Raw genomic sequence first — 12,226 nt, forward strand, 5'->3', positions numbered from 1 at the left:
AAGCTCAAGAGCAAGGAGTGGCCGTGCGCATTGCAGTGCTGCTGAAAGAAGTGCCGGACACGTACAGTGACCGCGAAATGAACCTTCAGACAGGTTTGACGGACCGCTCCGGCGACGTCGTCGCCGACGAGGTCAGCGAACGCGCCGTCGAAGCCGCGCTGCGCATCGCCGAAGCGGGCGAAAACGTCGAGGTGGAGATCTTAAGCGTCGGCCCGGAGTCCTCCGCCGATTCGGTGCGCCGCGGCATCGCCATGGGCGCGAGCGAGGCGTACATCGTCTCCGACGAGTCTCTCACCGGTGCGGATGTGACGTTGACGGCTGAGGTGTTGGCGAAGCTCGTCGAGAAGCAGGGCTACGACCTTGTCATCGCAGGCGCCGAGTCTTCTGACGGCGGCACCGGCGTCATCGCCCCCTTCATGGCCGAGCTGTTGGACTGGCCGGTGCTGACCAACCTCACCGAGCTGACGCTCGAGGGCGACACCGTGCGCGCCACCCAGGCTTCTGACGCCGCCACCGCCCAGCTTGAGGCCCAGCTGCCGGCCGTGGTGTCCGTGGCCGACGAGTTCGCGGACCCGCGCTTCCCCAACTTCAAGGGCCTCATGGCCGCAAAGAAGAAGGAGCTGCACGCCATCACGCTCGCCGAGCTCGGCGTGGACCCGGACGACTTCACGCATCCGCGCGCCATCATGACCAGCATCGAGCGCCGCCCGGAGCGCGAGCGCGGCGAGATCATCGACGCGAGCTCCACCGCCGCGGCCCGCCTGGTGGACTTCCTCGAATCCAAAAACCTCATTTAAGGAGCAGCCATGACCCAGATTCTTGTTGTCCCGGACCGCTCCTTCGATGGTGCGGTCAGCCCCGGTGCGGCCGAGCTCATCGGCGCCGCATCCGCCGTCGGCACCCCGGTGGTGCTGGCGCAGGACCCCGCACACGCCGAGGAGCTGGGTGCCGTCGGCGCCGCCGTCGTGCTCGTGTACAACGCCCCGCTTATCGACGCAGCTGCCGCCGCCTTCGACGAACTCTTCCCAGCAGCCGTCCTGTTCGCCCACACCGTGCGCGGGCGCGAAGCCGCTGGCCGGCTCGCGGCGCGCAAGGGCAAGGCGCTGCTTACCGACGTCACGGCCATCACCCACGACGACCAGGGCATCGTCACCAAGCACCAGAACTTCGGTGGCGTCTACACCGCTGCCGCCGCGGCGACGCACTCCGCGCCGGTGATCACCGTGCGCAAGGGCGCTGTGGAAACGCGCGCAGACGCGACCACGCCTGAGGTGCGCGAGTTGGAGGTGGCGCCGTCGGGACGTCGAGAGGCAAAGGTGCTCTCCGTGACCCCCGTGGAGCGCACCTCCGACCGCCCAGACCTGCTCACCGCCGACAAGGTCGTCGCAGGCGGCGTGTCCTTGGGTGACGAGGACATGTTCGAAAACCTCGTCGGCGGGCTCGCCGACGCGCTCGGGGCCGCCGTGGGCGCCACACGTTCCGCCGTCGACGAAGGCCAGGTCGCGTACGAGGCGCAGATCGGCCAAACCGGCGTCATGGTCAGCCCGAAGCTCTACATCGGCGTCGGCATCTCCGGCGCAGTGCAGCACCTGGTGGGCATGCAGACCGCCGACACCATCGTGGCGATCAACTCCGACGAGGACGCCCCCATCTTCGACATCGCCGACTTCGGCATCATCGGCGACCTGTTCGACCTGGTTCCGGACATCATCTCCGAGATTGAGGCGCGCAAGTAATGCAGGTAAAACTCCGCCGAGGACTGCCCCGCGTGCCGGGCGGCGAACCGTGGCCGCCCGCAGGCACCGTCAACGTTGCAGACGCGCTGGTTGAGGCCGCGCCGATTGAGGCCGCACCGACGCCTGTCTCCGCCGACACCGTTGAGGTGCCGCTGCGCCGGGGCCTGCCGCGCGTGCCGGGCGGCGAACCGTGGCCGCCCGCCGGGACCGTGAAGGTTGCCGCACCCGCCGTGCCCGCTGCCGAAACCGCCACGGTTGACGACGCAGAGCCCGCGCACACCGTCGAGGTGCCGCTGCGCCAAGGCATGCCGCGCGTCGAGGGCGGCGAACCGTGGCCGCCCGCCGGCACCGTGCGCGTCGCCGCCCCAGCACCGGGAGCTGAGCCCGAACCGCAGCCGGAAACCGAGGCAGCACCCGCGGCGCCTGTGGCGGCGACGGTGGTCGACAACGCTGTCGCCAAGACGGCGCCCGAGCCGACCCCGCAGCCGGCCCCGCAGCCGGCCCGAGAACCGGCCCAGCAGCCAACCCCGCGGCCGGCTCGGGTGGAGACGGCGGGGAAACCGGAGGGCGTCGCAAGGCAATGGCTCCCCTGGGCGATCGGTGCCCTCCTGCTGCTGGCCGCGGCCGTGTTCGGCGCGCGCTGGTACGTCGGCACCGAGGCGGGCGCCGACTTCATCGCCCGCTACAACGGCATCCAGCCGCTGCCGGACAACGCCCCCACCGGACTGCCCGGATGGCTGAACTGGGCGCACTTCTTCAACATGTTCCTCATGGCGCTGATCATCAAAACAGGCATCGACGTGCGCCGCGAGAAACGCCCCGCCGCCTACTGGCAGCCGAAGAAAGGCGGCAAGAAGATCTCGGTGACGCTGTGGCTGCACCAGGCGCTCGACATCGCGTGGGTTGTCCTCGGCGTGGTGTTCTTCGTGCTGCTGTTTACCACCGGGCAATGGATGCGCATCGTGCCCACCAGCTGGGAGGTTATCCCGCACGCGGTGTCGGCGGGCCTGCAGTACCTCTCGCTGGACTGGCCGACGGAGAACCCCTGGCTGCACTACAACGCGCTGCAGGAGTTGTCGTACTTCGTCACCGTGTTCATCGCCTCCCCGCTGGCTATCGCGTCCGGTTTCCGCATGAGCGGGATGTGGCCAGCATCGTGGAAGGCCGTGCCGATGTCGTGGGCGCGCGCGGTGCACTTCCCCACCATGATTTACTTCGTGGCGTTTGTGGTGGTGCACGTGTTCCTCGTGCTCACCACCGGCGTGCGCGGCAACATGAACGCGATGTTCGCCGCGCGCGAGGACGCCACCAGCTGGATCGGCGTGGTGTTGTTCCTGGTGGCGGCGGGTGTCACCGCGTTGGGCTGGTTCTTCGCGCGTGCCTCCGTCGTCGCGCCTGTGGCGGGCAAGACCGGCAAGGTGTCCAAGCGCTAAAGCTGGTGCTGTGGATAACCGGCGTTGTCTGTTGACGCTTCAACGCGGTTATCCACAGATTTTTCGCGGATGCTTTTCGACGTCCATCCGTTGCCCTAGCTTTCAGCCCATGAACTTCACCGACTTTGTCACCGCAGGCGTAAGCGTCCTCGCCGACTTCAACCGCGACATAGCCATAGCCGCCGGCCTGTCCACCGGCCGGGTCCGCGATTTGGCGCGGGTGCACCACACCTACTTTGGGCCGACCCAGTTCACCCGCAAACAACGCGACGCACTCGAGGCTGCTCATGGTCTGCCGGTCGACCAGCTCGTGCACATCGAGAAAAAGCTCCTCGCCGTCGAAGGAGCCGCGGAACGCTGGCGCATCCGGTTGGATTTGGTGCGCCACCGCGGCTCGTATCGGGCCTTAACCAAGCGGATCAAACGGTTGATCAAACAACCCGTTAAACCAGCCCCACCCTCGTGCAGGTTTTCCCGCTCGAAGGCGGGCATGCGCACCATGATCCTGACCTACAACGAGCGCGATCTGGCCGATCTTGAGCACCTGCTGCGCAAACTCGTCGACGCAGACGACCCAGCCGCCGCCCAAATGGCCCACACGCTTATCGGGATCCTGCGCGACGGCAAAGGCATACCGAAGGCGAGCTTCCGGCCGATCATCCTGGTGCCGATCGCCGACTGGGCCCGCATCCAATCCGGCACCGGCGATGAGGTCACGCTTATCTGCACCGATGGGACCACCATGACAGGGGCCGAATACATGGAGCACGAATTCGGCGACGTGTTAGAAGTTGCCGCGTTCCACCCCCAAGAAGGACCGGTCAACCTCTACCACGCAAAGCGCTGCGCCAACCCCAAACAAAAGACCATGTCGAAGCTGCTCTGCCCGGCCTGTGCGTTTCCCGACTGCAAACACTCCGCGGAGACCACCCAGACGCACCACATCAACGCATGGCGCTACGGCGGGATGACCAACATGGACAACCTCGCCGAACTCTGCCCCTTCCACAACGGGGTCAACGCCGACAACAGGAAGGGAAAGTTCGGCTACATCGACAACCCCAACGCGCGGATCCGCTGGGTCGCGCCCAACGGCACCAAAGTCCCCATGACCACCCCAGGTGCGATGGAGCTGCTCTTCGACTAACCACCACACCCCAACACCCCGCCCCACCCGGGCGGGGCATACAGGCATGCCCAAAAAACGGCTACATCGGGCGGCCCATGTCGGTGCGGGAAATCTCCACGGCCTTGCGGATCACTTCGGCCAGGGCTGCCTCGACGCGCACGCGCGATTCGTCGTTTTCCAGCAGGTCTTTGCGCACCTCGAACATCACGGCCAACACGGAGGTGTTCTTGTCGTAGTCCACCGGCACGTATGCCCCGGCGAAGGGGGTGTTGCGCTCCGCGTTGAAGCCGGCGGCGGTGAAGGTGCGGTCGGCTTCGTCGGCAAGCACGGCGGGTGTGTGCACGGAGTGAGTACCGATGCACACGTCCGGGAGGAGTTTGCCGGGGTGGATGCGGTACTCGTCGGGTTGGTTGTTGTAGGAGTGCACGTCCACGATCACGGCGCAGCCGCAGTCTTGGATGCGGCCGGATACCAGCTTGGACACAGCGTCGGCGTACGGGAAGTAGTACTTGGCTTTCAGGTCGGCGATGTCCATGTCCAGCGGCCGCAGCGGGTTGCCGTCGCCGAGTTTGAGGAAGATGGCGCCGCGCCCGGTGGAGTCCATGGATTCGCGTTCGTTGGAAAACCGCCCCGGGTCCGCGACCAGGCGGGAGAGGTTGTTCACGATCATCCACGGCGCGCAGCCGGATTGCTCGGCGGCGGCCGCGGCGAGGGTGTCGGTGTGGTCGTCGGTGACGCGGTCGAGCTCGCGCGCAATTTGTTCGTCGGTGGCGATGAAATCGGCGGCAACCTCGGCTGGGATCTCGCGCGACGCGTGCGGCGCGTGCACGATCACTGGGCAGTCAGTGCTTCCTTCGTGGATGGTGAAGTTCATAGTTTCGCAGGATATAGCGCTCTGGGGCTTCTTGCTTCTCGACGGCACCTTCGGCCTCAAACGCCTCCAACCAACCTTCCATGGGGAAGGTTCCCCATTTGTCGTGGAATCGGTTGGCGTTGGCGACGATGTCGTCGACGTGTTCCCACGGCGGCGACGACACGGGGTGCCACTGGTGGTAGGCGTGGGCGCCGCCGACCCAGACGAGCGGGATGCGGTGGCGCTGAAGTTCGCGGGCGAAGTCCGTGTCTTCCCCGCCGTAGCCCTCGTAGCCGGGGTCGAAGCCGCCGAAGTCCCGCTCGATGCGCGCCCACGTCTTTGCGGTGAGCGCGAACGACAGGGACCAGAACAGGTTGTAGTTGTCGGCGTCGACGAGCTCGCCGTCGGCGGGGTTGGGGCGGGCCGGGTGCGGGTCGGGGTCGGTGACGCGGATTTGGCCCTCGTCCATGTAGGTCACCGGGCCGGCGGCCACGGCGTCGGGGCGCTGCTGCAGCGCCGCAGCATAGCGCGGCACGAGCGCGTCGGAGGCGAGGCAGTCCGCGTCGAGGAACACGAGCACCTCGGCGCCGCGTTGGATGGCCACCTTCGCGCCCAGGTTGCGGGCGGCGGCGAGGTTGTCAGGCCCCGCAACCACGTGGCTTTTCGGCACGGCCTTGGCCAGCACGTCAGCATCGGCGAGTGCGATGGTGACGTGGTCGACGCCCATCGGCATGAGGTTGACCTGGTGGGTCAGGTGGTCGCGCCGGTTCGCGTCGGCAAGCGTAATCACGCAGGTCGCAGGCTGGCCGGGGTCGGCGGCCACGCCGGCGATGACCTCGGCGGCCCGGCGCGCCGCGCCGTCTGTTTGCCAGCGGCCCCAGTCGGTGTCGCGGCGGCGCAGCAGTTCGGGCCATTCTTCGGGGGCTGGGAAGGCGTTTCGTACCGTCGCTAGGCATTCGAGTGCTTTCGCGCCCGCTTTTTGCTCGGTGAAGGGGCGCGGCTGCGGCAGGATCACCGCCGGGGTGTCGGTGGCGGCCAAATCCGCCACGGAATTTTGCCCGCCGGCGGTCACGGCGATGCCCGCGGACTGCAGCAGCTCGGTCGGGTCGTCGACGTGGTTGTCCCCGCCCAAGAAGGTGAACCGGTACTCGGGGCAGGCGCGCCGCACCGCCTCCCAGTCCTCGGGCGACCACGTCGAGCCACCCAGGCCCGCCATCACGACCACGTGGTTCGGGTCGCGCTTTACCCCCGCGCGCGGGGACAGCCGCGAGATCCCGCCGACGGCGTGCAGCCGGTCGGCATGCGCCCGCAAGTGCACAGGCACCTCGACCCAGTCCGGCCAGGCCGCCACGATCGCGTCGGCCTGTGTGTACGCCAGCTGGTGCGGGGCGTCGCCGCGGTAGCCGGGCATCGCGTGCACCACCACCGGTACACCCATCAGACGCACAAACGCGGCGACCTCGTTGGACACGTCCACGTAGAACGCCTCGGGCTGGTTTTCCGCCACCCAGTCGGCGATCTGCGCGAACCGCGATGCGATCTGCGGCGCCCCGTACGGCGCGTAGTGCAGCGTGCCGCCGGCGGTCATGGCGCGTGCACTGCGTAAGGGCCGTGGGGTGTCGCTGGCGTCGTCGAGAAGCGTAACGTCCCCGCCGGTGGTGGACAGGATCTGCGCTTCGTGGCCCATCGCGCGCAGTTCGCGCTGGATGGCGCGGCAGCGGTGCAGGTGCCCGGAGCCGTGGTGGTGGGCGTAAATCCCGATCATTTTCCTACCTTTCCAAACGCCGCCACCTGGCGGAAGATGTCGGTGTAGTGCTTCGCGGTTTGGGAGAGCGAATGCCTATCGACGACCCAACGGCGCACCACGTCCCTGCCAATCCCACGCGCCTGCGTAATCGCGGCGGCGAGTGCGTCGACGTCGTCGGCAGGGGCGAGCGCCGCTGGGGCGTCGCGCAGCAGCTCGCCCATGCCGCCGCGTCGAAACGCTGCAACGGGGGTGCCGCACGCCATCGCCTCGAACGCGACGAGGCCGAACGGTTCCTCCCACCGCGGGCTGACCACGGCGACGCCGCACCCGGCAACCAGGCGCCGCAGTTCTGCGTGGGAGAGCTCGCCGATCCATCGGGCGCCGTCGCCGAGCCTGGGTTCGATCTCGTCGCGGAAGTAGTGGTGGTCCCCGTTGCGGCCCGCCAGCACCAGCGGCACGCCGGCTTTGCTGCAGGCGTCGATGGCCAGGTGCGCGCCTTTTTCCGGCACGAGGCGGCCGAACCACACGGCGATGTCGCCGCCGTCGCCGGGGCGCCACAGTTCCACGTCGACGCCGTTGGGGATGATCACCGGCTCGCTGGGCAGGCGCCAGTCGCGTGCGGTGGTGCGGCTCACGGCGGCGAACCGCCCGGCGCGCAGGCCGGCTGCGGTGATGGCGGCCTGGATGTCGTCGACCATCGGGGTGTGCAGCGTGGTCAGCATCGGCAGCGGCTCCGGCGACGCGGCCGAGGGGAAGATGTACGGGTTGAGGCTGTTGTTGTGCACCACGTCGTAGCCGCGAGCAACCAACAGTCGGTGCAGCTGCACAAACGCGGCGTTTTCCCGTTCGCGGCCGCCTTCGGGGTAGGTGGTGTCGGTGGCGTCAGCGGCGTTCGCGCCCCAGTCCACCCCGGGCAGTTCGAGTGTCTTGTCGTTGCCGTCGGAGCCTTCGGCGGCGAAGAAATCCACGTCGTGGCCGAGGTCGCGCAGCGCTGCGACCATGGTGTGGCAGAACGCTTCGAGCCCGCCGGCGTAGGGTTCGCGCACCGGGTAGCGCGCGGGCCCGACCAGCGCGATGCGCAGCTTGCCGGTGCGCGAGATCTGCAGCGCGGGTTTTGCGGCAACGGTCACTCGCTCACCACTTTCCTGTAGATCTCTTCGTGCGCCCGGCGCACCTCGTCCAGCTGCTTCACCCGGTCGCCGGCAAACGGCACCGGCCCGCGGGCGAGCAGCCGCGCCGCCGCCTCACCGGCCGCGCGCCCGTCGCCTGCAGCGTATACCTCCACCGCCTCGCGCGTGTCGGCTTGCCCGGCGTAGCAGCCACAGTCCGGCACCGCAACAGGAACGCCCAGGTCGCGGCACATTTCCAGCCACCCCGAGTGCGTGCCGCGCGTGTAGGGCAGCACGCACACCCCGGCGCGGCCCACGGCGGCGTGCAGCTCGTCGTCGGGCATCGGCTCGTGCTCGATCACCCTCGCATTGCCTATCGACGACAGCTCCGCTCCCCCATGCACATACACATCCAACGGCACCTGCGCTGCGATATCGGCGTAGAACTGCGCGTCCGCGACCACGTTGGAGCGCAGCGACTTCAAAAACACCGCCGCGCGCCGGCCCGGTTCCACCAACACTGGGTCTTCCACGATCCGCGGGTGCGGCACCACGTGCACGTCCGCTGCGCCGAAGTCGCGGCGCAACACCTCGGCGGCTTGGTCGGTGAGGGTGATCAGGGCGGATGCTTCGTCGATAAGCAATTGCAAACGTTTGTGGTGCTCGGTCTGATCCGAAAGGTGCGGGTTGTCCAGGTCGTGGACGGTGAGCACCAGCGGCACCGGCAGCGCGCGGCACAGCTCGGCGATCTGCGCGGGCGTGCGGTGCTCGAAGCCGAAGTGGATGTGCACCAGGTCCACGGCGGGCGGGTCGCGCCAATACTCGGCCTCGAGCGCCGGGTGCGGCCACCAGTTGCCGCCAATGTCCGGGTCCGGCAGAAACTCCACGCCGGCAGGGCGGATAGCCTGCGTGTACGGGTGGCCGGAGGGGATAGACAGAACGCGCACCCCACTAATATAAACGTTTTCGCATACTGTGTTGGCATGCTGCTTGTTGTCGTCGGTAACTGCCAAGCGGAGTCCACCCGCAAACTGCTCATGTCGACCGGACACTTCACCGGCGAGCGCATCGCCCCGGTCCACGAGCTGGAGGCGGCGGACATGGGGTGGTTTTTGGACCTCGTCGCCCGCGCCGACGTGTTAGTCACTCAGCCGATCCGCGACAACTACCGCGGCCTGCCCGTGGGCACCCGGCAGCTTCGCTCGTCGGCGCGGCGGGTGGTCGTGCCGGTGCTGCGTTTCGACGGGCTCATGCCCTACCAGGCCATCATCCGCGACCCTGATGATCCGTCGTTGAACCCGCCGGTGGTGCCGTACCACGACCTGCGCACGCTGGTCGCGGCCGCGGGGTACGCCCCGGCCGCGGCGCCGTCGCCGGATGCGTTGCGCCGCGCCGCCGACATGTCCGTCGAGCAGATCCGGCGCCGCGAGCAGGCCCACGGCACGGTTGTGGTGTCGGACTATCTTAAGACCAACCCGGTGTGGCACACCGTCAACCACCCCGACAACGCCACCCTTGCGTTCATGGCGTCACGGGTACTTCAAGAGCTTGGGCTTTCCGACGAGCCCTCGCCGCCGGACTACGAAATGCTCGGCGGGCTCGACGCACCCGTCGACGCCGCGGCGGCTGCATCGTTGGGGGTTACGGTGACAGGCCGCGATCAGTGGCGCGAGCGCGGCGGCGGGGTCATCGACGCCGACGAGATCCGCGCCGCGCAACTGGAGTTCTACCGTGAGCGCCCGGCGCTTGTCGCTCATGGCCTGCAGCGCCACGCCGAGCGCATTACGAATCTAGGGTTGCTTGCATGAAACATCTCATCGTCGGCCCCGCGGGCCACGGGGTGACCGAGTACGCCCTCGGGCTCGCCCGCGCCACCGCAGCCGAGGTGATCCGGGAAGAGACATTCGGCGACTCCCCGCTCACCGGCCCCGTCCACGTCACGTTCACCGACCACCTCTTCGGCGACACCGCCGAGCGCCTGCTCGCGCGCATCGACGGCCCGCTGTCCGTGAGCCTGCACGACATCCCCCAGCCCGAGGAGGGTGCCGAGCGCTACGAACGCCGCGCACGCGTCTACCGCGAGCTCGTCGAGAAGGCGGACGTCGCGGTGGTCAACTCCAACCACGAGGCGTCCTTCTTCGAGGCCGAAACGTCTGTGATCCGCCTGCCCATCCCAGTGATCGACTCCCCTTTCAACCCCGAGGAAGGAACCGTCGGCGTGCTGGGGTTCCTCTACCCCGGCAAGGGCCACGAGGACCTCATCGAAGCGCTGCCGGATAGCCGACTGCGCTTCCTCGGCGCGGTCTCGAAGGGCCACGAGGACTGGGCGAAACGCGTTGCGCGCCATGCCGAACTCACCGGCTGGCTCACCGACGCCCAGCTCGCCGCCGAAATGGGCCGCATCGCCCACCCCGTGTGCCCGCACCGCCACTTCTCCGCCTCTGGCTCGCTGATGGCCTGGCTGGGCGCGGGCCGCACCGTGCTGGTGCGCGATTCCGACTACGCCCGCGAGATCGACGCGTGGCTGCCCGGTCGCGTCACGCTGGTGGGAGATGGGGGCTGGCGCGACGCCGTCGATAGGCATGAGCCCGAACCGATAGCCCCGCCGCGCTACGGATGGGCCGAAGTCGCGCAACTGTGGGAGGAAACATGGCGTTTCGCTGGCCTGATGTGAGCGTGGTCATCCCGCACTACAACGACGCGGAAGCGCTCGAGCGGGTCGTCGCGGCGGTGCGGGCGCAGGACTACGCGGGCGAGGTGGAGATCATCGTCGCCGACGACGGCTCCACCGAACCACCCGCGATCGAGGGCGTGCGCGTGGTGCGCCAGGAGGACAAGGGCTTCCGGGCAGCCGCGGCGCGCAACCTGGGCGCGGATGCTGCGCGCGGCGAGGTGCTCGCGTTTCTCGACGCCGACACCGTGCCCGAGCCCGGCTACCTCTCGGCGGTCGTGCCGCACATCGTGGGGGATGCGCGGGCGGTGGTCGTAGGCGCGCGCCGCACCGGCGCCGAGGACACCGAACCGCAATGGCTTATCGACGCCTGGTCCGCCACCGCCAACCTCCGCGACGCCGACCACAGCTCCTGGCGCTACATCATCTCCGCGGTGCTGACGTGTTCGCGAGAGTTTTTCGACGCGGTCGGCGGCTTTGACGGCACGCTTGTCGGCTACGGCGGCGAGGACTGGGAGTTCGGCTTCCGAGCCTGGAACGCAGGCGCGACCTTCATTCACGAGCCCGTCGCTGTCGCCGTCCACGACGAAGAGGACTTCGGCAGCCGTTTCCCCGATGCCGCTGAGGAAGCCCGCGTGAAAAATGTCGAAACCACCGCACTCGCCCACCGGATTACGCACCCGATCGCCCGCCCTGCGGGCGTCCGCTTCGACACCACCGACATCAGCGTCTATCTCACCCACCACTCCGCATTCGACAACCCCGGTGTCCTCGAACTGGTGGTCAGCTCCTGGCTCGCCCTCGACGCCACCATCTATCTCAACTCCGCCCTCGACATCCCCGATCTCTTCCAGGCTGATCCCCGCGTGCGTCTTTTTCCCGCGACCGGTTACGGCCCCATTGCGGACCACCGCATCACGGTCGATGTCGACGGCGCTTTCCTCCTCGACAATGCCGCCCAGTTCCACCGAGCGCTCCGCGAGACGAAGGACGGCGTGTATGTGGAGCTGGCCGCCTCGGCTTCCTCGACGCTGACCATCCGTTCGCATCGCTCTCGTGTTCTGTGCACGCGCCCGCGCGAGCTGAACGCATCCGGTGACACCCTCGCCGAGTTCGGCCTTTCGCTCGTTGACGGACCAGTCCGCCTCGAACGCCACTTTGCCGGCTGGTAAGAATGAGCTCATGGACCTCGGCACTCTCCTCCAACTCGAACGCGACGGTTGGGACGCACTGAGCTCCCAGACCGGCGGCACCTTTTACGGCGATCTCATGACCGACGACGCGGTAATGGTGCTTGTCAACGGCATGGTCATGGACCAGCCCACCATCGCCAGCACAATGAACCAGGCGCCCGTATGGGATAGGTACGACATCCGCGATGCCCGGGTCATTCCCCTGGGCACCGATTCCGCCGCTCTGGTGTACAACGCCACTGCTATGCGCGGCGCGGATACCTTTGAGGCCCTCATGACCAGCACGTACACACTTGTGGGCGGTCGCCCCCGCCTCAAGCTCTACACCCAAACCACCACGACCCATTGACCTCCA

Annotated in this window: 12 protein-coding genes; 8 read left to right on the forward strand and 4 right to left on the reverse strand. The window is 67.9% G+C overall.

The window, feature by feature from the left end:
• Positions 1-23: 23 nt before the first annotated feature.
• From CIHUM_RS08640 to CIHUM_RS08655, 4 genes are all read left to right on the forward strand, one after another.
• Positions 24-797 (forward strand): electron transfer flavoprotein subunit beta/FixA family protein, encoded by a 774-nt coding sequence (locus CIHUM_RS08640; RefSeq protein WP_034998175.1) that lies wholly within the window; start codon positions 24-26, stop codon positions 795-797.
• A 9-nt stretch (positions 798-806) separates the two neighbouring features.
• On the forward strand, positions 807-1,736 hold the full coding sequence (locus tag CIHUM_RS08645; protein WP_034998172.1) for an electron transfer flavoprotein subunit alpha/FixB family protein: 930 nt from the start codon (positions 807-809) through the stop codon (positions 1,734-1,736).
• Positions 1,736-3,169 (forward strand): cytochrome b/b6 domain-containing protein, encoded by a 1,434-nt coding sequence (locus CIHUM_RS08650; protein ID WP_034998169.1) that lies wholly within the window; start codon positions 1,736-1,738, stop codon positions 3,167-3,169. The genes CIHUM_RS08645 and CIHUM_RS08650 overlap by 1 nt, the downstream gene beginning before the upstream one ends.
• Before the next feature lie 109 nt (positions 3,170-3,278).
• A complete protein-coding gene (locus CIHUM_RS08655; RefSeq protein ID WP_034998166.1) occupies positions 3,279-4,316 on the forward strand; it encodes an HNH endonuclease signature motif containing protein in 1,038 nt (345 codons plus the stop codon).
• 61 nt (positions 4,317-4,377) lie between these two features.
• On the opposite strand, the gene CIHUM_RS08660 is transcribed toward CIHUM_RS08655, so the two are convergent.
• Genes CIHUM_RS08660 through CIHUM_RS08675 form a run of 4 tightly spaced genes read right to left on the reverse strand, consistent with a single transcriptional unit; the run spans position 4,378 to position 8,954 of the window.
• Entirely contained in the window at positions 4,378-5,172 is a 795-nt protein-coding gene (locus CIHUM_RS08660; protein ID WP_074431986.1) for an N-formylglutamate amidohydrolase, read from the reverse strand.
• On the reverse strand, positions 5,141-6,916 hold the full coding sequence (locus CIHUM_RS08665; protein WP_273680204.1) for a glycosyltransferase: 1,776 nt from the start codon (positions 6,914-6,916) through the stop codon (positions 5,141-5,143). Before CIHUM_RS08665 ends, CIHUM_RS08660 begins: the two co-directional genes overlap by 32 nt.
• Positions 6,913-8,028, reverse strand: a complete 1,116-nt coding sequence (locus CIHUM_RS08670) for a glycosyltransferase (protein WP_243427130.1) — start codon at positions 8,026-8,028, stop codon at positions 6,913-6,915. Before CIHUM_RS08670 ends, CIHUM_RS08665 begins: the two co-directional genes overlap by 4 nt.
• A complete protein-coding gene (locus tag CIHUM_RS08675) occupies positions 8,025-8,954 on the reverse strand; it encodes a glycosyltransferase (protein ID WP_243427129.1) in 930 nt (309 codons plus the stop codon). Before CIHUM_RS08675 ends, CIHUM_RS08670 begins: the two co-directional genes overlap by 4 nt.
• Positions 8,955-8,990: 36 nt before the next feature.
• Here CIHUM_RS08675 and CIHUM_RS08680 point away from each other — a divergent pair, with 36 nt between their 5' ends.
• From CIHUM_RS08680 to CIHUM_RS08695, 4 genes are read left to right on the forward strand one after another with little or no spacing between them, the layout of a single operon-like run.
• Positions 8,991-9,815 carry a WcbI family polysaccharide biosynthesis putative acetyltransferase gene (locus CIHUM_RS08680; RefSeq protein ID WP_034999113.1) on the forward strand — a complete coding sequence of 275 codons (825 nt, stop codon included), beginning with the start codon at positions 8,991-8,993 and terminating at the stop codon, positions 9,813-9,815.
• Positions 9,812-10,681: a glycosyltransferase family protein gene (locus tag CIHUM_RS08685; protein WP_034998164.1), complete on the forward strand. Its 870-nt coding sequence runs from the start codon at positions 9,812-9,814 to the stop codon at positions 10,679-10,681. The genes CIHUM_RS08680 and CIHUM_RS08685 overlap by 4 nt, the downstream gene beginning before the upstream one ends.
• Positions 10,657-11,850: a glycosyltransferase family 2 protein gene (locus tag CIHUM_RS08690; protein ID WP_034998161.1), complete on the forward strand. Its 1,194-nt coding sequence runs from the start codon at positions 10,657-10,659 to the stop codon at positions 11,848-11,850. Before CIHUM_RS08685 ends, CIHUM_RS08690 begins: the two co-directional genes overlap by 25 nt.
• Before the next feature lie 10 nt (positions 11,851-11,860).
• Positions 11,861-12,220: a nuclear transport factor 2 family protein gene (locus tag CIHUM_RS08695; RefSeq protein ID WP_034998158.1), complete on the forward strand. Its 360-nt coding sequence runs from the start codon at positions 11,861-11,863 to the stop codon at positions 12,218-12,220.
• The last annotated feature ends 6 nt before the right edge of the window (positions 12,221-12,226 follow it).

It is taken from the genome of Corynebacterium ihumii, from assembly GCF_028609825.1.
Lineage (GTDB): Bacteria > Actinomycetota > Actinomycetes > Mycobacteriales > Mycobacteriaceae > Corynebacterium > Corynebacterium afermentans.

Bases quoted from the DNA above. Each gene is read 5' to 3' on its own strand.
- CIHUM_RS08645 (WP_034998172.1), top strand. From the start codon at position 807: ATGACCCAGATTCTTGTTGTCCCGGACCGCTCCTTCGATGGTGCGGTC.
- CIHUM_RS08650 (WP_034998169.1), top strand. From the start codon at position 1,736: ATGCAGGTAAAACTCCGCCGAGGACTGCCCCGCGTGCCGGGCGGCGAA.
- CIHUM_RS08655 (WP_034998166.1), top strand. From the start codon at position 3,279: ATGAACTTCACCGACTTTGTCACCGCAGGCGTAAGCGTCCTCGCCGAC.
- CIHUM_RS08660 (WP_074431986.1), bottom strand. From the start codon at position 5,172: ATGAACTTCACCATCCACGAAGGAAGCACTGACTGCCCAGTGATCGTG.
- CIHUM_RS08665 (WP_273680204.1), bottom strand. From the start codon at position 6,916: ATGATCGGGATTTACGCCCACCACCACGGCTCCGGGCACCTGCACCGC.
- CIHUM_RS08680 (WP_034999113.1), top strand. From the start codon at position 8,991: ATGCTGCTTGTTGTCGTCGGTAACTGCCAAGCGGAGTCCACCCGCAAA.
- CIHUM_RS08685 (WP_034998164.1), top strand. From the start codon at position 9,812: ATGAAACATCTCATCGTCGGCCCCGCGGGCCACGGGGTGACCGAGTAC.
- CIHUM_RS08690 (WP_034998161.1), top strand. From the start codon at position 10,657: ATGGCGTTTCGCTGGCCTGATGTGAGCGTGGTCATCCCGCACTACAAC.
- CIHUM_RS08695 (WP_034998158.1), top strand. From the start codon at position 11,861: ATGGACCTCGGCACTCTCCTCCAACTCGAACGCGACGGTTGGGACGCA.